The sequence below is a fragment of the Methanomassiliicoccales archaeon genome, from assembly GCA_038740345.1.
In the GTDB taxonomy this organism is placed as follows: Archaea; Thermoplasmatota; Thermoplasmata; order Methanomassiliicoccales; family UBA472; genus JAJRAN01.
Window position 1 is genome coordinate 55,536 of sequence record JAVYMA010000006.1, and the last position, 20,654, is coordinate 76,189.

Below are 20,654 nucleotides of genomic sequence, written 5' to 3' on the forward strand. Positions count from 1 at the left end.
GTCAATAATCTTTTGTCCAGCGGTGAGCGGTTTCTGTAGGAATGGTTGAAGGCTGAGAAGCTATATATAAAGAATCGAGTCTCGCAATAGAGTCGCCGGTGATGAGCCTGGATGAGCAAACCTCCAAAGAGTGTGAGATCAAACCGCTTCAGGATAGTACAACTGAAAATGTTCGAAGAGTGGCTATTATAGGATCTGGAATAGCTGGCTTGTGCGCTGCACTGAGCCTCGGGGAGAGGGGAGTACCCTCCATCATAATCGAGAAGGAGCATGAATTGGGCGGGCTCTGCGCGCAGCTGAGCTGTAAGGGCGTGGAGCGATGCGTGCGATGCGATGTGTGCCTGGCAAGGGACAAGATAAAACTGGTCAGAGACTCGCCTGGGGTGGAGATAATTAAGGATGCGGAGGTTATGGCGCTCGAGGGAAGGCCAGGGGATTTCATTCTCCGCCTTACCAAGTCATCCCAGTTGTTAGAGCTCAAAGTGGGGGCAGTCATATGCTCCGTCGGAGCTATTCCTTTCCATCCCCAATCGGACAGGAGGCTGGGATATGGTGAAGTAGCGGATGTCATCACCTCTTTAGAGATGGAGAAGGGATTGGCAAGCTCAGGCAGGATCCTTGTTCCATCCACCGCAAAGGAGCCCAGCAGCCTGGCCTTCGTCCAATGCGTAGGTTCGCGGGATGACAGACTGCGCGCCTCCTACTGTTCTAGCTATTGCTGTAAATCCTCTTTCAAGCTGGCACAAGCCGTCAAAACCAGGGTTCCCGCTTGCAGTGTAACCTTCTTTTATATGGACCTCAGGCTGCAGGACCCTAGGGAGAACATCAGGCTATGGGCTTCCCTTCAGGAGAATGTGGAACTCATAAGATCGAGGCCTTCGGAGATCCTTAGGGGCGAGGACGGTAGGCCATTGGTCCGCTTCGTCCGAGAGGATGAGAGTATCGTCGAAGAGCGTTCTTTTGATCTGGTGGTCCTTGCTACGGGGCTTCGGCCAGTAACGAACGCAAGAAAATTGAGCGCAGCGTTGGGGATTGAACTTGATGCGTTCGGTTTCATCTCCACGAGCACATACGACAGGTGGTGCTCGAGCAGAGCTGGTGTTTTCGTCGCGGGTTCCTGCGCGGGCCCCAAGGATATCGTGGCCAGCGCGGAGGATGGAGCAGCCGCGGCTAGCAGGGCAATAGCTCTTCTGGAGGGTCGCTCATGAGCGATGAGTGTGTATATGTTATGGTGTGCTCATGGGCAGGAGGAGAGCGACCCCCCTTCCAGGTGCAAGAGCTGGTTGAATATGCGGCAGGGCTAAAGGGAGTCGCTGCTGCCTTTCTCATCCCTCGATTGTGCAAGAGCGAGGGCAGGGAGCAGGCGCGTGCTTTACTGAAAAACTCCAAGGCTAACAGAGTGGTGTTGGTTGGTTGTCACGATTCAGGATTTAGAGCAGAATTCGCCAAGCTGATGGAAGGATCAGGCTTGAGTCCATACGGTCTCGAAATTGCGAACGTTAGGGAATTGGCTGCCTACATCCATCCGCCGGAGGCGGCGTTAAGAAAGGCCAAGGCCATGATGGCCGCCGCGGTGGAAAAGATGAGGGCCTGGAATCCGCCGCCCACTTTCCTAGAGGGAAGAACTTTGCGCAGGGTGGCCGTCATAGGGAGTGGTCTTACCGCCACCTTGGCTTCGCGAGAACTGGTAGCTCAAGGCTTGGAAGTGGAAGTGATCGTCCCGAAGAATCAGATCAGCACCCCCCCCTCCTATATCTTTGCTGATGAGAAGGAGATGAAAAGAGGTCATAGCACATTAAAAGAGTTGGAAGCTAAGGTTAAAGTACTGTGGGGCAAGAGAGTCATCCGCTGTGAGGGTGTACCAGGAGATTTTGAGCTGGAGATGGAAAGCGCGGAAGGCATTTCCCGAGCCCGCTACGGGGCTATCATCCTAGCTCCAGAACCTTGCTTGGAGCTCAGGGACCTAGAGGGGAGACCAGTTCAGGAGAGTAGGATGGCGAATTCTAATCACATTTCGATCGTGGTCTTGCCCGGAGGCAGGAGTTCCGGCACGGATTGTTCCTGCATCTCTCCGCGCGCCACGCTATTCGCCCTGAAGGCCAAGGCGAACGCGTCGAACCTGAGCATCTCGCTCTTAGGAAGGGAATTAAGGGCGATGGGAAAGATGGAGGCGTTGCAGCGCCAGGCCCAATGCCTGGGGGTTACGTTCTATAGACTTCAAGGGGAGGTGCATTGGCAGGGCTCGGGGCCATATGAGATTAGCTTCCAGGATTCGCTATTAGGGCCAATCCGCTTGAAGGCAGATTTGGTGCTCAGGGACAGCATCACCAATGCGGAGGCGGAAGAACTCGCTAGGATATTCAAACTTCCCCTGGATGACAAGGGTGACATCCTACGGATGGATTCTAGGCTCAGACCAGGTGAGACGGTCAGGGCTGGGATATTGGCGTGTCGATACCGCCTAGGCAATATGTTATTCGAAGACCTGGAGAGAGAGGCGGCTGCAGCCGCAGCGCGAGCGGCGGAGCTGCTTAAAGGGAATGCCCGGCGCGAGGGGGCGCTGGCGCAGGTTGACAAGGAAAAATGCTCGGCCTGCCTGAGCTGTGTGCGCATCTGCCCTTATTCCGCTCCGCGCATAGGGGAGGGAGGCAAGGCCGAAGTCATTCCAGAGTTATGCCAGGGTTGCGGAGCCTGCGCACCTCTCTGTCCCAGCCGCGCCATAGCGATGCATATGGACACTGAAGAGCAGATATACGCCCAAACCAGGGCGCTCTTGAGGTGCTTAGGATGAGGATAATAGGCTTCGTGTGCGAGCACGGCGGCGCATCAGCTTTTCGTCTGGCAGGAGAACGCAAGCTAGAGTTGCCCACGGAGGTCGCTCTCATCTCATTGCCATGTTTAGGGAGGCTGGACGTGATGCACATCCTTAGGGCTTTCCGAGAAGGAGCGGACGCAGTTTTCGTGGCGGGATGCCTGGAGGGCAATTGCCATCATTTATATGGCAACATAGAAGCAGCCAAGAGGGTGGAACAGGCCAAGCGCATCCTTGAGCAAGTGGGCTTGGGGAAAGAGAGGCTAGAGATGTTCCATCTCTCCTCGGACCAATCGTGGAAAGCGAAGGAGGTGGCCGAACTCATGCTCGAACGAGCTAAGGAGATAGGGGAGAGCCCGTTGGGGGTAAGAGGATGATCGTAGGGGAGCAGAAGCCTCTGGAAGAGATCTTCAGGATGCTTTCGGGCCATGAGCGCATCCTTGTCGCGGGATGCCGTTCCTGTGTGGCGGTGTGCCATGCGGGGGGAGAGAAGGAAGTATCCATCCTGGCCGAGGCCTTGCGCCTTCGTGCCAGCCTTGCTAATCACCCCTGGAAGGTGGAAGAGATCACGGTGGAGAGGCAGTGCGAGCGAGAGTGGGTGGAGGCCATGGGGCCATTGGTAAAAGGCAAAGATGCCGTGCTCTCCCTGGCCTGTGGGGTTGGGGCGCAAACCGTGCAGGTGCTCTATCCTAGGATCAGGGTGTTGCCAGGTTTGAACACCAGTCACATGGGCGCGCCTGATATGCCTGGAGTCTTCGTGGAGAAATGCGGCGGTTGCGGTGATTGTCTCCTCCACCTAACCGGTGGCATATGTCCCATCGCCCGTTGTGCCAAGAGCCTGCTAAATGGTCCTTGCGGGGGCTCCCAGAATGGCAGGTGCGAGATCTCTCCTGAAGTGCCGTGCGCCTGGGATCAGATCGTGCGCAGCCTGGAGGCAATGGGCAGGTCGGACCTGCTCGAGGAGCCCATACCTCCCAAGAGCTGGTTGACAGCCAGGGATGGGGGGCCGCGCAGGACGGTGATCCCAACAGCGGTCATCAGCGAGGAGCAAAGGAAGATGAAGGGGGAGAGGCCTTGAGGTCAGGCAGCAACCTGGAGCAAGCATTGGAGTCAGGAAGATTCGCGGTGACGGCGGAGATAGGCCCTCCAAGATCGGCCAGTGCAGAGAGGATAAGGACGCATGCCAGGCAAATGAAGGGATGCGCCGATGCCTTCAACCTCACCGATAACCAGACGGCCATGTCGCGCATGTCGTCCATAGCTTGCGCCGTGGTGCTGCTGCAGGATGGCCTAGAGCCTGTGGTGCAGATGACCTGCCGCGATCGCAACCGCATCGCCTTGCAGGGCGACGTCCTGGGAGCGAGCGCCCTTGGCGTGCGCAACATATTGTGCTTGAGCGGTGACCACCAGACCTTCGGCAGCATGAAGGAGGCCAAGAATGTATACGATCTGGACTCGATCCAGCTGCTTATGGTTCTGCGACGGATGCGGGATGAGGGCAAGCTCTGGAGCGGAGACGAGCTGGAGGTCGCCCCTAAGCTGTTTCTAGGTGCTGCAGCCAATCCTTTCGCCGACCCCTTTGAATATCGCGTGATCAGGCTGGCGAAGAAAATCAAGGCAGGAGCTGACTTCATCCAGACCCAGAGTATCTACGATATGCAGCGCTTCGAGCGCTGGATGTCATTGGTGCGGGAGAAAGGCCTGCACCAGAAGGTGCATATCCTGGCGGGAGTCATGCCGCTCAAATCGCACAAGACCGCCCTGTACATGAAGAATAAAGTATCAGGCATGTGCGTGCCCGATTCGATAATAGATCGTCTAAGAAGGGCCAGCGATCCCAAGGAAGAAGGCATTCAAATGTGCGTGGAGCAGATACAGCATCTTAGGGACATCGAAGGGATAAGAGGCGTGCACATAATGGCGCCAGCGTGGGAGGAGAAGGTGCCAGAAATCGTGCGGCGAGCCGGTCTATCCTCAATTTCCTAATCCTTGCGCGAATGCAACTAGCATTTGCGCCATAGCCGAAAATTAGGATGTGAATTTTCTTAGCGAGTTTAGTTATACTTCTATGACCTGTAAATCGTGCAACTGAGATAATATAGCGAATTTATCGAGGGGAGTAGAGCTTCTTGGAAGAGGAGGGAGGGTGGCCAGTTCATGAATTGGAGGTTCTCAGAGAGGAGATAAGCAGGAGACTGGAGCGAGAGAGAGCAGTACTGGGCAGCATCAGAAGGACTAGAAAGTGGAGAGGGGTGGGATGGTGGCTGTCGTTCCTCCTATTCTCGGTTTCCTTGGTTCTCATTATCCTTCTCCCCAACGGTTTCATGCTCTGGGTGTTCTGTTCCTACCTGCTTGTTTCCCTGGCCTGGCTTATCCTCTTTCTCCCGACGAGTAAGAAAGAGGCTGGATTCCTTAGGCAGGAGAGATACCGCGGTAAAAAAGATTTAAAGGGGGCAGCGAAGGCCATAGCTAAAGGACGCAAAACGCTCATAACAGAGGTTTGGTTAGATGCTTTCCTATATGGGAACACCCTCTCGCTCTTCTCTGTCACATTACTCTTCAGTGTCAACATCGTTGGTGCATTTTATTTCGGGTTGATGGAAAGAGCGTTGCCTCTGCAACTGTCGTTGATCATCATCGTGCAGGGCGCCGCAATCATACTCTTGCGATTCTTGCTTCTCATCTATCGCCCCTATGCTCACGGCACGTTCCGCATGCCTGAGAACTGGAAGGGCAGATTAACTGTTTCTCCGCAGCGGGGGAGGGTGGTCTTGGTGATCGCGTATTTAGCAGCGGTCTTTTTGGTGGTGGTCAGTGGCATCGTCGTGGTGCTTGGTTTCCTATTGCCTGGTGCCACCAGGAGCAGCGTCTGGAATTTCCTCGCCTCGAACAACTATTCCAATTCTTTAGCGCTGGTCCTTTTCTTCTTGATGATGTATTTCATCTGGCGCTTCCTCCTCTCAGTGATGAGCATTTATTTAGGGGAAGGCGTGGCGGCTAGCAGAGTGAGGAGGCTAGAGGAGGATGTGTTGGCGCCCTTGGATGAAGTCAGGCAGCGCCATGACGCAGGCAAGATTGACCAGGCGAAGTTGAAGAGTATCCTTTCAGATTATCGCCGCATCGTCATCTTCGAGTTCGTGAAGCATGACTTGTTCGGCCTGGCCCCCGTATACCTGATAGCACCGGACATGAGGTTCTTGATGAGCAAGCAAGTCCTTGATGCCGTTACTCGGGCCGAAGGTGTCGGTGGAGCTCCTGGGAGGGTTATTTGATGATTTCGTCTCCTACTTCCATATTCTTTTTACTTTGGGCTTCGCCGAGGTGGTGGACGTTGAAGGATAAAGACATTCTGGAGGGAGGGAAGGAATTTGAAGAGAGGGAGGGCGAAGCCATGGAGGGCACGGAGAGCTTTGAGGATTTGGTGAAAGGAGAGGTAGAGAGAGACCAAGCTCGTCTACACAAGTTGAAAGCCTCACAGCCTATTGCAAAAGCCGGATGGGGACTCGTCGCCCTGTTTTGGTTCATAGGTGTATTGATCATCATGCTCACAGAGGAGGGTTTGCTTCTCTGGCTGGTATGCGCTTTCCTGCTTTATTCCTTCAACTTCCTGATTCTCTTTTTACCTACTAGCAGGAGGAAGGAGAGGATGGAGATCCCCAAGCTTAGGGGTGAGGTGAAGCGCCCCGTCTCATATCTTCTCAAGTGCAAGAAGAGACTGGCCGTCGAGGTGGCCGCAGTGTTGCTTTTGGGAGGGCTCTATCCCCTGGCCCATGCCTTCTTCCTCCTTTTCGGGACTGGCCTGGCTTTTGCCTTATATTATGTAATCATCGCAGGGGCCTATGCCATGGAGTCGGCTGCAGTGGTGATATTCCAGATCGTTATCATATTGGGTTACTTCGGCCTCATTCTCTGGCTAAGGCCATTAGAGAGAGGGGTACTACGAAGGGCCAAGGATTTGAAGGCGACGATGGCCAAGATGCGATCCTCAGGCAGGCTAGCCTCTTTCCTCTTCCTTTCCAGCCTGAGCTTGATGGCCGCCGTGGTAGGTTTACTTGCTATAGGTGCCATCCTTTTCACTGGCATCTCCCTCAAGCTGGTCTACCAAGGGCTGACGGCAAGGCAAGGCGAAGCCCTGTTCGGCATCATCGTCATGCTCTCGATCCAACTGCTAATAATGCGTCAGTTCCAGACGGTCGCTAGCCATAGCACGGCCCAGAAATTCCTGGAGCAAAGACAAAGCATAGTGCGCCAAAAGGTGCTGATGCCACTGGAGAGAATGAATCCTGTTGACAGGGGGCATGCGCCCCTCTCAACTGAGAGAATGAGCGATCTCAAGACTGCCTTTTACTCAGCTCACTTGTTCGACGTCTTCGAGCACAATTTTTTCGGCCGATGGCCCGTCTACGTCATAGGACCTCGGATCAAATTCCTACTCGATCACGATGCCCTAAAATATATGGAATAAAGTCAGACCCTTCTTCTCCCTACTTACCTTCACTGGAAAGATAAATAAGCAAAGCACGCTAAACTACCCATCCAATAGGTGCTCAGTGAATGGCGCAGATTGATATAGATTGCAAAGGTCAGACATGTCCTGTCCCCCTGGTGGAAGTGAGGAAGGCGCTGAGAAAGGCGGCAAAAGGCGATATCATCCAGGTGGTGGGGACTCATCCCGCGTCCAAAAAGGAGATACCCATGGCCGTGGAGGCCTCGGGGGATGAGCTGCTGGAGATCAAAGAGCAAGGGAACGTCTGGACCATACGCATAAGGAAGAGGTGATGAATTGCCTGGTAAGGCCACGATAATTGTGCACAGCGGGGATATGGACAAGGTAATGAGCGCGCTCATCATCGGGAATGGCGCTCTCTCCATGGGGATGGAGGCATCCCTTTATTTCACCTTTTGGGGATTGCAGAGATTGAAGAAGGATGGTTTGGAAAAGGGGAAACTATCGAAAATGAACATGCTCGGCCTCGGCAAGGCGATGGTAAGGTCGAAGATGAGGAAAGCGAATGTGGCCAGCATGGAGAAGCTGATGAAGGACTTCAAGGAGCTGGGCGGCAAGATAATCGCCTGCGAGATGACCATGGAGATCATGGGCATCAAGAAAGAGGACTTGCGGCTGGAGTGGATTGACGACTTCGGGGCCGTGGGCACATACGTCGAGGAGGCCAGGAAGTCCGAGATCACCTTGTTCATCTGAGGTGCCTATCATGCCCGAGATAATCTACATGGACAATGCTGCCTCCACCAGGATGGATGAGAGAGTGCTGGAGGCCATGCGGCCGTACTTCTTCGACTCCTATGCCGTGGCCACCTCTGAGTTCGGTCATTCCATGGGAATAGAGGCCAAAGAGGCATTGGAGGATGCTAGGCAAAGGCTGGCCAAACAGATTAATGCTTTCCCCGAGGAGATCGTTCTCACCTCAGGGGACACGGAATCGTCCAACCTGGCGCTGAAGGGCATCGCCTTGTCCTTGGCGGGAAAGAAGGGAAAGCACCTCGTGACCACCAAGATCGAGGATTTCCCCGTGCTCAACAGTGCCCGCGCCTTGGAGAGGCAAGGGTTGAAGGTGACCTACCTACCTGTGGATGGCCATGGCCTGGTGGATATGAACGAGTTGGAGAAGGCCATCACCAGTGAGACGATATTGGTCTCGGTGCAGCATTCTAATCAGGAGATCGGCACGGTCCAAGATATAAAGACCATAGGCAGCATATGTCATGAGAAGGGTACGCTCTTCCACACTGATGCCACTCACACCTTCAGACGCTTACCTCATGACCTGTCCAAGCTGCCCGTGGACCTCATGACTTTCTCAGCGCATACCATTCACGGGCCCAAAGGCATAGGAGCGCTGTACGTGCGCAAGGGCACGCCTTTGGGCAAATGGATGGATGGGGGTTTCCAGGAGAATAATCTACGTGCAGGGTTGGAGAACATCCCTGGGGCCGTGGGCTTCGCCCGAGCGGCAGAACTGGTCACCCAGGAGGAGAATGAGAGGTTGAGAGTCATTCGCGATAGGCTGATAGACCGCTTGCTGTCAGAGGTGCCTTCCACCACCTTGAACGGCCATAGGGAGAAGAGGGTGCCGCAGAATGCCAACATCACCTTCCATTTCGTGGAGGGCGAGTCCATAACACTGCATTTGGACATGAAAGGAATCGAGGTCTCAACGGGCTCGGCCTGCTTCTCCCGCTCATTGGAAGCCAGCCACGTGATAATGGGTATAGGCGGGGACCATGAAAGGGCGCACGGTTCCATCCGCTATTCCCTTGGCCGCTATAACACCATGGAGCAGGCCGATAAGGTGGTGGAGGCTATGAAGGAAATAGTGGCGAGGCTGCGAGAGATCAGCCCATTGAGGAAGGAGGGGAGCGCATGAGATTCCCGTATGGAGAGAAGGTGCTGGAGCATTTCAAGAACCCTAAGAACGTAGGCAAGATCGAGGACGCGGATGGTAAGGCCATCGTAGGCAGCCCGGCCTGCGGGGACATGGTGGCCGTGTACCTGAAGGTGAACGAGGCAGACCATAGGATTACGGACATCAAGTTCGAGTCGTACGGATGCGCCAGCAACATCGCCACCGGCTCGATTATAACGGAGCTGGCGAAGGGAAAGACCATCGAGGAGGCGAAGAAGATTACCTGGAAGGATGCCTCCGAGGCTCTAGGCGGTCTGCCCAAGATAAAGGCGCACTGCTCCGTGCTGGCGGTGGAGGGGCTACGGGAAGCCATAACCAATTACGAGGAGAGGCACGGACTGGTGAAGGAGAAGAAGCCTACCACGGTAGATGAGATCAAGAGACGGTTGAAGAGCGTGATGAATCCCTTGACAGGACTGGACATCGTTCGCGGCAACCTCATAACGGATGTCAAAATAGAAGAAGGAACGGTCAGCATATGGGTGGATCTGCCCGAGAATCACATATTCGCGGCAAATATCCGCGACGAGATCAAGGAGCGCATCGAGACCTTATGGGACGTGAAGAAGGTGGAGCTGCACTTCAAAGAGGCTCAGGCTTAGGCTGATCCCCATCCATCATCAGAAGGTCGAAGTCCGCTCTAAGCTTGGTCTAGAGCTGGTCCTGGCTTGGCTGGATCCGTGTCATTAGGTGATATAAAGTTCGTCGCTTACAACGCGAAAGGTCATGGTGCATAGGTCTTCATCCAATCAGCTCTGATTTGCGTATGCTTTCTTTAAATTGAATCATCAGCCTGCGGTCTTCTGCACATTCCTGTACACCTGACCTTGTTGGGATAAATGTGCAGGACTGCTAACGTGAAATGTCTCTCGTCCTTCTGATGAGCAAAAATCTTGTTACCCAACCACTTCTTTTTGATTACTATCCCCTCTCAACCTCCTAAAAGGACGGTGACGATAACGATGAGAAGGCCTAGAGAGGTCATTCCCAGAGCGAAGCGCAACCTATCGGCCTCAATATAGCTCCCGTACCAGAACCCCACGACGAAGAGCATGAATATGGCGATGGTGTGCGAAGCCAATGTGGCGGTGATAACCTCGGACCAGAGAAGGAAGGGAAGGGCGGGAGGCAGCACGCTCACGAAGACCAGCAAAAAGACCCAGAAGGCCCCCACCACATCTTCGCGCAGAATGCGCACAGGTGGAGGGCGGGCAAGGTATACGGCGTTGTAGACCATGGTGGCGATCTTTCTCTTGTCCTTGGGGTCCAGGACGCTCACTACAGTGCCTTCCAACTCATCCTCGATCTGAGCGATCGCTTCTCGCTTTTTAAGATCAGTTATCTCGCTGGCCATGCGCGACATCCGGCCTCTTTCGAAGACGTTGGTTATGATGTAGATGGCGGCGTCCACTATTCCCCATGCGGTATTTGTGCCCAGCGCGGCCAGGAGTAAGAAATGAGTAGAACCATCACCCTCCTTCATCCCTATGCTGCTTACGCTGGTGACTGTCAACATCATGACCAGGCCGAAGAGTATCTCGGATAGCCTCTCCGAAGGGTAAAGGTACTGTTCAGGCAGGATGGTCTCGAGCTTCACGCTTACATCTAGGTCTTGCGTCCTATTATTCTCTACTGATGGAACAGCTTGTTAACTCAGCTCAGCTACCTTAGCGTGCATTTAAAGACGTTTCTTGTCTCCATTATTTCCATCTGTTTCTTCCTTTGTCAAATTAACATGGAATCCCCTCATACCCATACTTAATGATAGGAGGACTAGATAAAATTGAGTCGAGCATTCTATATCACAATTCTCGAGGCTTAAAAATCTAAGTTTGAATGGAAGCAGGATAGGGATGTTACCCGTCGATATCGTCAGAGCAACACCCTTTCATCAGCAGAAGTATTCTGACACTTATGCCCTAAGGAAATCATCCGCATATAGCTTTTGATTGAGCAGTATCTGAGCCGCCTTGATAGTGGCCATTAGCTCCTTGTCCTCTGGATCCAATATGGCTGCGGAAAGGCCAGCCCCCATGAGCATGGCTAAATAAGTCCTGTTGAGTAAGGGCCTGTGCTTCGCACCGTTCGACACATTGCTCAGACCGACCACAGTTCTCACCGGGGGCTCGTTGAGGGATTGGAACATGCGTATTGCCTCTATCACTCTTGGAACTTGATCCTGAGCCGCCTTGGTGGGCATGACCAAAGGGTCAAGGAAGAGGCGGTCAGGCGTTATCTCATATTCCATGGCGGTGGTGACCATGAGCATGGCCATTTCCAACCTGGCCTCAGTGGAATTAGGCACCCCTTTCTCATCCATGCACAGGCAGATGATGTCCGCATCGTGCTCCCTGGCCAGAGGGAAAAGCTTCTCCATCTTAGCCTTTTCGGCGGTAGTGGAATTGATTATGATCTTGTTCTTGGCCGCTTTCACTCCCGCAGTCAATGTCTTGATGCCGGGGGAATCGATGCATAATGGAACCTCTGTGACCTCTTGGACCGTGCGAACCAACCACTCCATCGCCGCCGGCCCATCCTCCCGACCAGGACCGGTGTTGATATCCAGAGCCTGGGCCCCGCACTGCACTTGTTTTAGAGCATGCTCTTGTATCCATTTGGCGTCACGTCGATCTATGGCCCTGGAAACAGAGCTGAAGAGACCGTTGATTCTTTCCGAGATTATATACATGAAATCGAGCGAATCAAGCGCGCTCATCCATTTAACATTTTTCTGCTTGGGTCTAGGCCCCCATTGCCGAATCTAAAGAAAAAATGTCAATCCAATCAGAAAAACGCTGCAAGGTCAAGTTTATGTCCTTAGAAACGATATCATGATGGCATACTTCTACTGTATGCTCATCAATCAGGGGGGCTTTGGGCTGGTTCGAATCGAGAGAGCTTTGATGAGCGTCTCCGACAAAGAGGGTCTGGTTGAGTTCGCTAACGGCCTGATCGAGTTTGGCGTAGAGATCCTTTCCACAGGCGGGACTGCTGCATTATTGGAGAGAAATGGTATACGAGTAACCAGCATCTCGCAGCTGACGGGATGGCCCGAGATGCTTGATGGTAGGGTGAAGACCCTGCATCCAAAAGTGCACGCGGGCATATTGGCTAGGAGAGATTCCAGCGAGCATATGGAGCAGTTGCGCTCCTCTGGCATCAAAAAGATAGACATGGTGGTGGTGAACCTATATCCATTCAAGGAAACGGTACTCAAGGGCTCTTCCTTGGATGAGATAATCGAGAACATCGACATAGGAGGGCCATCGTTGATCAGGGCGGCGGCCAAGAACCATGATGCCGTGGCGGTCGTGACCGATCCGTTGAGATATGCATCCATCTTAGAGGAGATGCGAAGCAGAAACGGTGAGCTGAGCAAAGATACACTTAGGGCCTTGGCTATGGAAGCTTTCAGGACTACAGCGGTCTATGATGCCATGATCTATAGATATCTAACGAGCGTGTATCCAACAGACCTGTTCCCTGCCAACTTTGTGTTGGGTGTGGAGAAGGCTTATGACCTTAGATACGGGGAGAATCCGCAGCAGAAGGCGGCCTTCTATATCGATCCCCTATCAAAAGGGGTCACTGTGGGGAGATGCGAGAAGCTGCATGGAAAGGAGATATCTTATAACAACATCCTTGATCTGGAGGCCGCGTTGGAGCTGTTAAGGGAATTCCCGGATAGGCCCACCGCTGTGGTGATAAAACACACCAACCCTTGCGGTGTGGCCTCCTCAGATACGCTAAATGACGCGTTCGTCACCGCCTATAACGTAGATCCCGTAGCTGCTTTCGGCTGTGTAATAGGCTTGAATCGCGAGGTGGACGTGGCCACGGCAGAGCAGATCTCCTCGCATTTCGTGGATTGCGTGATCGCTCCCGACTATTCGATTGAAGCTCTGTCGATATTAAAGAAAAAGAAGAACGTGCGTCTATTGCGCACAGGACAGCCCATTATCCATGAAGAATATCCAGAATATAAGATGAGAAAGGTCAAAGGAGGATTGTTGGTTCAGACCTATGATGACGTGCCCCTTGATCCTAGAGCGCTGAAAGTGGTCACCAAGCGCTCCCCCACGGATGATGAAATGAAGGGGATGCTCTTCGCCTGGAAGGTGTGCAAGCACGTGTGGTCCAATGCCATCATACTGGCCAAGGGGGAACGCGTGGTAGGGATAGGCGCCGGCCAGATGTCCAGGGTAGACTCGAGCATGATAGCAGCTCATAAAGCTAAGGAGAATGCACGCGGTTCGGTCATGGCCTCAGACGCCTTCTTCCCCTTCCGCGATGGAATAGACGAGGCTGCCAAAGCAGGAGTCACTGCGGTCATCCAGCCTGGAGGTTCGATACGAGACAATGAGGTCATCCAGGCTGCGGACGAGCACGGCATGGCCATGGTTTTCACCGGCGTGCGCATATTCCGTCATTGAGGGCCTTTGGAGCGCATGTACTCCAAGGCCTGGATGAGGTTCTGCGACTCCACCGCCCATTTCCCTGAATCGATACTAACTGTTTGAGATCGCAGGGCCTGAGGTATCGAATCAGCCAATGAGGTCTGTCTCAGCCTCTTGGCCAAAGCGTCACGGCAGATGTAGCTCGTCTCGTCATCTCGAAGATTGCCGAATAGCAGCTTCAGGCACCCGTCAGAATTCATCTGTAACGTAGGTCTAGAGGAAACTCCTGGGAAAATAACCTGGAAAGACTTGACGCCTTTTCCCCGACCGAATTTCACCCGCGCTACAGATGCGCAATACTCATACAAGGTTCTCATGGCAGAGACTTCAGATTCGGAGCTCCTGGATGATGCGTCCTCGAAGAACGTGAGCTCTTCGTTTTCACCGTCACGCAAGCCGATATCGTACGAACATGTCTGAGCCTTAACGCTTCCTTCCATCCCATCCACCTTCGATGTCTAGCGCCTTTCGGGCGTAGTATCATCGATTTCATAAGTTCGATATATACGAAACTAATTGGAAAAATATACAGTAATTACAACAAAGCGAATTACATGGATGCAGCATAAATGACTTAATTTTACATTTCGTATCCATTCGCATGTCAGATGATAACATAGCCTATTGTGGCCTCTATTGTCGATTATGCGTAGAGAACTCACTTCTACCTCTCAAGGCCAGAGAACTCTTGAACATGATGGAGGATGAAGGATACGGGCGCTTGAATCGGAAATCGGAGGAGCTGAGGGCGAGTCACGATATTTTCCTGCGCGTTCTGAATGAATTAGCGGATATGAAATGCACATGCAGGGATGGTGGTGGCTTTTCAGAATGCAAAGTGAGGGCATGCGCCAGGGAGAGAGGGCTTTTCGTGTGCATGGAATGCGAAGATCATCCTTGTGACAAATGGAACGAGGTGGCCAAATCATATCCTTTCTTGATCATAGACGCCTTCCGTTATCAAGATGTTGGGAAGGAGACGTGGGCAGAAGAGCAAGAGGAGCGAGTGAGCAGAGGGTTCAATTATTGGATGATGCGAAGGAGGTGTCGTTGAAGTACAAAAGGAAACCGAGAGGATGAAATAGCGATGGCATATTGTTTTAATACCGATTTAACTACCATTATGAATAATCCTTTTTTTGTAGCGAAACAGCGTTGACTCCTTTGCTTGGTTAGAAAGAAACGAACGTCAGGTGGAACTTTCGTGTTCTCAAGGCCACGAGTAGATATTGATACATATTCTAAAGGTAGGGTGCTATGGTTGTAGGGAGCAATTTCTCAGATGTGAGGTTTCAGAGAGGTTCCCTGAACAAAGGTTCTCCCAAACATGAAGCATGTCAAATAAAACTCAAAATAGGGGTAAGTCTAACGCATCCCCAGCTTATTGATTGGAATCATTCAATCGAAACATAACTCTAAGGGCAGAACCAAATGAAGTTGGCGAGAATGAACAAAGGCTTTTTTTGATTATATTGAAATAATTAGATTCCAAAAAGACTTCGAGCAATAATATATGAATAATTATTATTTTAATTGCAATTCCCTTTCTTTACATTGTTAAAAAGTAAATTTACGGCCCGTCAGTCTCTAAATGGTTTATCTGCTCGGGTTGCCTGCGGGAAGAGAGCGATGGGCCGTAGGCGGCATTAGCGGGCTTCTTGCCTGCTTCACCAATCGAACTAATAAAAAGATGAGATAAAATAGGCTACTGGAATTGCATTTGGTATTGTAAGTACTTGTAATTACATTTTCACTCACCAGTTTCATCATAAGCCTTGTTGAAGAAGCAAACCTGATCGCCACAGGACACAGACTCGAGCTGCAAGGTGGTATGCGAAATATTGAATCTCTCTTTTAGAACGCGTTCGCATTCCTTCATGATATTGGAGACGGCGGATAATGGTTGATCCTCGACCTGGATGTGAGCACTCAGGGCATAGACTCCCGAAGCTATGGTCCAAGCATGGAGATCATGCACGCCTAAGACCCCTTTAACCTGCAAAAGCTTTTCCTTAACTTCTATCAGGTCAATGCTTTTGGGAACGAACTCCAACAGGATATAGACGCTTTGCGAGATGATGCGATATGACCCATAGAGTATGATCAAGGCTATAGCAATGGAAAACAATGGATCGGCGACATACAATCCGTAAAAGAATATCAGCAGTGCCGCGATTATGACCCCTACTGAGGACATAAGGTCCCCCAGTACATGCATTAAGGCCGCCTTCACATTCAGGTTGTGGTGCGCACTACTCCTTAGAATAAAGACGCTCACGATATTAGCCATGGCTCCTACGATAGCGACTGCTAGCATTAGTCCGCTTTCAATTTTTGGAGGTTCCTGGAGGCGAAGATAAGACTCGTAGAGAATGAAAAGTGAGACTCCTGCAAGCAGGACACCATTCACCAAAGCCATCAATATCTCTGCCCTCAGCAAGCCATAGGTCCTTCTCTCATCGCTTGGCCTGAGGGCTAGTCGGGCGGCCCAAAGCGACAGCGCTAAGGCCAACGAATCAGTGAACATGTGGCCTGAATCGCTCATAAGGGCAAGAGAACCGCTTAGCCATCCCCCCACCACTTCCAGTATGGCGAAGGATAGTGTCACTGTCAAGGCCATGGCCAAGGCTTTGGTCCCACCGCGATTAAGGGAGTGCGCATGACTCTCATGCCAATCCATCAAGAGCGCATTTCTTCTAGCATTAAATGAAATTTGCACTTGACTAAAAGACATCTCTAGATTGTAATGCATAATCGAGCATGGACAAGACGATTAAGTATTGACAGCCTCATCACAGTCGAGGATGAAATTCAAGATAAGGTTCGAGCCCGAAGGTAAGGAGATTGAGGTGGACAGAGGCACCACTATTCTGGAGGCAGCAGCCTCGGCGGGCATAGAGATAAGTTCGTCCTGCGGTGGCAGGGGCACATGCAAGAAGTGCAGGGTGCAGGTGGATGCGGAAAAGGCACTCCTGCAAGAAAAAACGTTAAGCAAGAATCAGGAAGGAAACAGCCAGGTTTTAGCCTGCCAGAGCCATGTAGTGTCGGATGTAGTGGTCTTCATTCCAGAGGAAACAAGGGGAAGAGGCCACAGGATTTTAGTCAACTATGAGGCGCACTCCTTGGGTTCATTATCGCCGTTAGTTGAGGCTCATTCGGTCAAGTTGGTTCCTCCCACGCTATGGGAAAGCCTAGCTGACCTGGAGAGGCTGGCGCGAGCACTGGGGAGAAGCCAGTTCCTCGATTTTCCCCTCTCAGTTCTCCAGCGCCTTCCTAAGATTTTGCGAGAGCATGATGAAATCCAAGTGCTGACCGCTTCTGAGGATGTTGGAGGATGGGTGGTGGCGGTGGAAGGGGGTAAGGAGAGGAGCATCGGCGGGGCTTTGGACATCGGCACCACGACTGTGGTACTCAGCCTCTTGGACCTAGCCACGGGCGAATCCCTGATCACGGTCGCAGATAGAAATCGGCAGTCAAGAGCAGGCGACGATGTGATATCGCGCATCGCTTACGCCGAGGAAGGAGGTTTGCCAGAGCTGCAAGATCTCATAATCGAGACGGTGAACGGTCTGCTGGAGGAGGCCTCAAGGTCCTTGGGGAGCGCAGACATATCTGCCCTATCCGTTGCCGGCAACACCACCATGGTCCACCTCTTCCTGGGATTAGACCCTAGTAATATCCGCCGTGAGCCGTATGTGCCCGTCACGAACATCCCTCCCATGTTCCGCGGCAAGGACTTAGATCTCAAGGTCAAGCCTGAGGCGCCAATCTACTTCGTGCCAGGTAGGGCTAGCTTCGTCGGGGGAGACGTGGTCGCGGATGTGCTCAGCTCCGGTATGCACGAGAGGGACGAACTTTCTCTTTTGATAGACGTGGGAACGAATGGAGAGGTAGTAGTGGGCGACCGGGAGTTCCTCGTGGCCTGCTCCACTTCGGCCGGTCCCGCCTTTGAGGGTGGAGAGGTGGCGGCGGGCATGAGAGCTATTGAAGGCGCGATCGAGAAAGTCTCCATCTCTCCTAGCCTGGAAGTAAGTTTTGAAGTCATCGGTGGGACGAAGGCGTTAGGGATATGCGGCTCAGGGTTGATCGATCTCGTGGCACAGATGCTGCTGCGCGGCCTTGTGGACAGAAAGGGAAGGATTCAGTACGTGGACGAAAAGAGGACGAGGAGGATGGACGAGGGGAACGTTTACGTGCTGCAGCAATCCGATCACGGGAGCAGGGAGATAGTCATATCCGACTCAGACTTAGCTAATATCATACGGACCAAGGCGGCTATCTACGCCGGCTGCAGCGTCCTGTTATCCTCGGTGAATAAGAGTTTTGAGGATTTGGAAAAGGTTTACGTCGCGGGGGGCTTCGGCAATTACCTGGACCTCGAGAACGCCATCACCATTGGTTTGCTGCCTGACCTTCCCAGGGAGCGCTTCTCCTTCATCGGCAATGCTGCATTGGCGGGAGCGGTGGAGACCCTCCTATCCAAGGAGAGAAGGGCGCAGGCATTGAGGGTGCATCAGGACATGACCTATTTGGAGCTTAGCACCATGCAGAAGTTCTTCGATGAGTTCTCTTCCGCCTCTTTCCTTCCTCATACGGATTTGGAAAGATTCCCCAGCGTTAAGAAAAGGATGCAAATGGAAGCGAAGAAGTCTCGCCATTGAGAGTCATACATGAGATTCGACTCATGAACGTTTTATAATCTTGGCCTTTTAGTATGCATCACATTGCGAGGCGAATTGGTGAGGTCATGCAGGTGAGAGGAATAGCGTCATTGCTACTAAATCGATGCATGATAAAAGGATCATATGAAGGGAAGCTACGCCAAATCGATCGATTATTTACCTCATGCCTCGAATAGAATCATATAGCCTTGTCTCAAAGTGGACTATCAGTACCTTGCCGAGGTGTGCCTGTCGATACCTCTGCAGGACATATTCGACCTATTTCACGAGGACGTTCTAGAGGAGCATAGCCTTGCAGAACCACTGCAATTTGAGCTCTTCTTCGCGCCTTAGAGCGTAATTCTCTGAGATGGTCATGACCTAGGGTTGATGCCCGATTTTTTTCAAGAAAGCTTTATTCTCATGCAGATGATAGTCAAGGCCATGGACTGGAACTGCCTGCCAGCCTGCATCGGCTCCCTGCCCCATCTCCGACCGAGGCAGGCCGTGGACTTGATGATGCGGCATCTCAAGCGCATACCCTTCTGGCCTCAGCTGCCCTCCATGGGATTCGAGGAGAACATGTACGCTCAGTATTCCACGCATCTTCCTGGCATTCGAATAGATGCTAAGGCCAAGCGCCTCACGGTGGATCTGCGCTCTTACGACCCAGAAAGATTCTACGAGGCTGTTCTAGGTGAGGATTACCATTATTTCGATCACCCTCGAACCTCATTCCATGGCCTCTACGAATTGCTGGAGGAATGGGAGCTCCCCTCCACCACCTTGGTGCTCAAAGGTCAAGTGACCGGCCCTATCTCCCTAGGCCTGCAGATCGTGGATCAGGAGGGCAAGAGCGTGATCTATGATGAGGCCTATGCGGAGATAGTGCGCAAGAACCTCAACATGATGATGAGGGAGCAGGAGTACCTTCTGCGCTCCAAATTCCCTACCACCTTGATGTTCATGGACGAGCCCTCGCTCTCCCTCATAGGCACGCCCTTCGCCGCCATTTCCAAGGAGAGCGTAATCAAATGGATAGACGAGGTGTTCGAGGGGGTGAAGAGCATCAAAGGAGTGCACTGCTGTGGCAACACCGATTGGCCTATGGTGCTGTCGACTGGCATTGATGTGCTGTCCTTTGATGCCTATAGCTACGGATTCACCGTATCACTGTATCCGGAGGAGATGAGCCGATTTCTTGAGAGAGGTGGCGCCCTCGCTTGGGGCATAGTTCCTAACGATGAGGAGCATCTGAACTCAGAAACGCCAGTCCGATTGCTGGAAAGGCTGGAGAGGGAGATGGGCGCGCTCGTGGCCAAGGGGATTCCCTTGGAACTCATATTACAGCGCTCTCTACTTACTCCTCAATGTGGCTTGGGGTCCCTGAACGAGGGGTTGGCGGAGCGCGCCCTGCACATGCTGGTGGACACTTCAGAGATGATTCGTACTAAATACGGATTGGGTGGAGAATGAGCTATCGTATCGCCGTGGCCGGAAAGGGGGGAGTGGGCAAGACCACCTTGGCGGCTTTGATTATAAGGGCGCTGCATGAGCGAACGGGGAGGATAGTGATGGCCGTGGACGCCGACCCTAACTCCAACCTGGGAGAGATGCTTGGCGTCAGGGTGGAGCGCACCTTGGGTCAGCTGCGCGAGGATTTCATGCGCCAAATTGACTCTTTGCCTACAGGAGTGAGCAAGCAGGAATATTTAGGACAACAGATGCGCCTGGCAATGGTAGAGGGAAAAGGATTCGATCTATTATCCATGGGAAGGCCAGAGGGAAGGGGCTGCTATTGCTACATAAACAACATGCTGCGCACCCTGCTGGATAACGCCATGGATTCCTATGAATACGTGGTGATAGACAATGAGGCGGGCATGGAGCACCTCTCTAGACGGACCACTTCGCACATGGATCTCTTATTGCTGGTAAGCGACGCTACAACCATCGGCGTGAGGACGGCTTCAAGGCTCCTAGGCTTGGCTAAGGAAATGGAGCTGGAGGTAAAGAGTATAGCGCTAGCGATCAACGGAATCAGGGGCCAGATACATTCCTCGGTGGAAGAGACTGTACAGAGGGTAAGCACGGATGCCACGTTCATGATACCTTTCTCTCAGCAAATTTATGACATATCGCTAGAGGGCAAGTCCGTGTGGGATCTCAGTGGCTCGGACCCTGCTTTCCATGCCGTGCGATCGATGCTCGACTCCGTCCTGCGTTTCATCAACATCGGCCATTAGGATCTATTGCCAGAAACTTACAGGAGCATGATTGGATCGCGGATCAGATTGGA

The 20,654-nt window shown here is 52.5% G+C and carries 21 protein-coding genes; 17 read left to right on the plus strand and 4 right to left on the minus strand.

Annotated elements, in window-relative coordinates; genetic code table 11:
- Positions 1 to 101: 101 nt before the first annotated feature.
- The 11 genes from QW520_03355 (at position 102) to QW520_03405 (ending at position 9,839) form a co-directional block, all read left to right on the plus strand.
- Entirely contained in the window at positions 102 to 1,208 is a 1,107-nt protein-coding gene (locus tag QW520_03355; protein ID MEM0448842.1) for an FAD-dependent oxidoreductase, read from the plus strand.
- Positions 1,205 to 2,791 carry a 4Fe-4S binding protein gene (locus tag QW520_03360; protein ID MEM0448843.1) on the plus strand — a complete coding sequence of 529 codons (1,587 nt, stop codon included), beginning with the start codon at positions 1,205 to 1,207 and terminating at the stop codon, positions 2,789 to 2,791. The genes QW520_03355 and QW520_03360 overlap by 4 nt, the downstream gene beginning before the upstream one ends.
- Complete coding sequence (locus QW520_03365) at positions 2,788 to 3,189, plus strand: hydrogenase iron-sulfur subunit (protein MEM0448844.1); 402 nt, start codon at positions 2,788 to 2,790, stop codon at positions 3,187 to 3,189. The genes QW520_03360 and QW520_03365 overlap by 4 nt, the downstream gene beginning before the upstream one ends.
- Positions 3,186 to 3,890 (plus strand): methylenetetrahydrofolate reductase C-terminal domain-containing protein, encoded by a 705-nt coding sequence (locus QW520_03370; GenBank protein MEM0448845.1) that lies wholly within the window; start codon positions 3,186 to 3,188, stop codon positions 3,888 to 3,890. Before QW520_03365 ends, QW520_03370 begins: the two co-directional genes overlap by 4 nt.
- The gene (locus QW520_03375; GenBank protein MEM0448846.1) at positions 3,887 to 4,798 is read left to right on the plus strand and encodes a methylenetetrahydrofolate reductase; all 912 of its coding nucleotides are present in this window, start codon (positions 3,887 to 3,889) and stop codon (positions 4,796 to 4,798) included. The genes QW520_03370 and QW520_03375 overlap by 4 nt, the downstream gene beginning before the upstream one ends.
- Positions 4,799 to 4,941: 143 nt before the next feature.
- The gene (locus QW520_03380; GenBank protein MEM0448847.1) at positions 4,942 to 6,084 is read left to right on the plus strand and encodes a hypothetical protein; all 1,143 of its coding nucleotides are present in this window, start codon (positions 4,942 to 4,944) and stop codon (positions 6,082 to 6,084) included.
- 59 nt (positions 6,085 to 6,143) lie between these two features.
- Positions 6,144 to 7,277 carry a hypothetical protein gene (locus QW520_03385; GenBank protein ID MEM0448848.1) on the plus strand — a complete coding sequence of 378 codons (1,134 nt, stop codon included), beginning with the start codon at positions 6,144 to 6,146 and terminating at the stop codon, positions 7,275 to 7,277.
- An 89-nt stretch (positions 7,278 to 7,366) separates the two neighbouring features.
- Positions 7,367 to 7,591 carry a sulfurtransferase TusA family protein gene (locus tag QW520_03390; GenBank protein ID MEM0448849.1) on the plus strand — a complete coding sequence of 75 codons (225 nt, stop codon included), beginning with the start codon at positions 7,367 to 7,369 and terminating at the stop codon, positions 7,589 to 7,591.
- A gap of 4 nt (positions 7,592 to 7,595) precedes the next feature.
- On the plus strand, positions 7,596 to 8,015 hold the full coding sequence (locus QW520_03395) for a DsrE/DsrF/DrsH-like family protein (GenBank protein ID MEM0448850.1): 420 nt from the start codon (positions 7,596 to 7,598) through the stop codon (positions 8,013 to 8,015).
- 10 nt (positions 8,016 to 8,025) lie between these two features.
- On the plus strand, positions 8,026 to 9,198 hold the full coding sequence (locus QW520_03400) for a cysteine desulfurase family protein (protein MEM0448851.1): 1,173 nt from the start codon (positions 8,026 to 8,028) through the stop codon (positions 9,196 to 9,198).
- Complete coding sequence (locus QW520_03405; GenBank protein ID MEM0448852.1) at positions 9,195 to 9,839, plus strand: iron-sulfur cluster assembly scaffold protein; 645 nt, start codon at positions 9,195 to 9,197, stop codon at positions 9,837 to 9,839. The genes QW520_03400 and QW520_03405 overlap by 4 nt, the downstream gene beginning before the upstream one ends.
- A gap of 329 nt (positions 9,840 to 10,168) precedes the next feature.
- Here the strand turns inward: QW520_03405 and QW520_03410 are convergent, their stop codons facing one another.
- Both QW520_03410 and QW520_03415 read right to left on the minus strand, forming a co-directional pair.
- Positions 10,169 to 10,834, minus strand: a complete 666-nt coding sequence (locus QW520_03410; GenBank protein MEM0448853.1) for a VIT1/CCC1 transporter family protein — start codon at positions 10,832 to 10,834, stop codon at positions 10,169 to 10,171.
- A 315-nt stretch (positions 10,835 to 11,149) separates the two neighbouring features.
- Positions 11,150 to 11,953, minus strand: coding sequence for a dihydropteroate synthase (locus tag QW520_03415; GenBank protein ID MEM0448854.1), 804 nt, complete (start codon positions 11,951 to 11,953; stop codon positions 11,150 to 11,152).
- Between the two features lie 115 nt (positions 11,954 to 12,068).
- On the opposite strand from QW520_03415, the gene purH reads away from it, so the two are divergent.
- A complete protein-coding gene (gene purH, locus QW520_03420; GenBank protein ID MEM0448855.1) occupies positions 12,069 to 13,670 on the plus strand; it encodes a bifunctional phosphoribosylaminoimidazolecarboxamide formyltransferase/IMP cyclohydrolase in 1,602 nt (533 codons plus the stop codon).
- Here the strand turns inward: purH and QW520_03425 are convergent.
- Positions 13,664 to 14,134 (minus strand): hypothetical protein, encoded by a 471-nt coding sequence (locus QW520_03425; protein MEM0448856.1) that lies wholly within the window; start codon positions 14,132 to 14,134, stop codon positions 13,664 to 13,666. The two genes, purH and QW520_03425, sit on opposite strands and share 7 nt — an antisense overlap.
- Before the next feature lie 161 nt (positions 14,135 to 14,295).
- On the opposite strand from QW520_03425, the gene QW520_03430 reads away from it, so the two are divergent.
- Positions 14,296 to 14,748 (plus strand): DUF3795 domain-containing protein, encoded by a 453-nt coding sequence (locus tag QW520_03430; GenBank protein ID MEM0448857.1) that lies wholly within the window; start codon positions 14,296 to 14,298, stop codon positions 14,746 to 14,748.
- Positions 14,749 to 15,444: 696 nt separating this feature from the next.
- Here the strand turns inward: QW520_03430 and QW520_03435 are convergent.
- On the minus strand, positions 15,445 to 16,374 hold the full coding sequence (locus tag QW520_03435) for a cation diffusion facilitator family transporter (GenBank protein ID MEM0448858.1): 930 nt from the start codon (positions 16,372 to 16,374) through the stop codon (positions 15,445 to 15,447).
- 124 nt (positions 16,375 to 16,498) lie between these two features.
- On the opposite strand from QW520_03435, the gene QW520_03440 reads away from it, so the two are divergent.
- From QW520_03440 to QW520_03455, 4 genes are all read left to right on the plus strand, one after another.
- Positions 16,499 to 18,355, plus strand: coding sequence for an ASKHA domain-containing protein (locus tag QW520_03440; GenBank protein MEM0448859.1), 1,857 nt, complete (start codon positions 16,499 to 16,501; stop codon positions 18,353 to 18,355).
- 219 nt (positions 18,356 to 18,574) lie between these two features.
- Positions 18,575 to 18,709, plus strand: a complete 135-nt coding sequence (locus tag QW520_03445) for a hypothetical protein (GenBank protein MEM0448860.1) — start codon at positions 18,575 to 18,577, stop codon at positions 18,707 to 18,709.
- A gap of 69 nt (positions 18,710 to 18,778) precedes the next feature.
- Positions 18,779 to 19,831: a hypothetical protein gene (locus QW520_03450; protein ID MEM0448861.1), complete on the plus strand. Its 1,053-nt coding sequence runs from the start codon at positions 18,779 to 18,781 to the stop codon at positions 19,829 to 19,831.
- Positions 19,828 to 20,601: an AAA family ATPase gene (locus QW520_03455; protein ID MEM0448862.1), complete on the plus strand. Its 774-nt coding sequence runs from the start codon at positions 19,828 to 19,830 to the stop codon at positions 20,599 to 20,601. The genes QW520_03450 and QW520_03455 overlap by 4 nt, the downstream gene beginning before the upstream one ends.
- Positions 20,602 to 20,654: the final 53 nt, after the last annotated feature.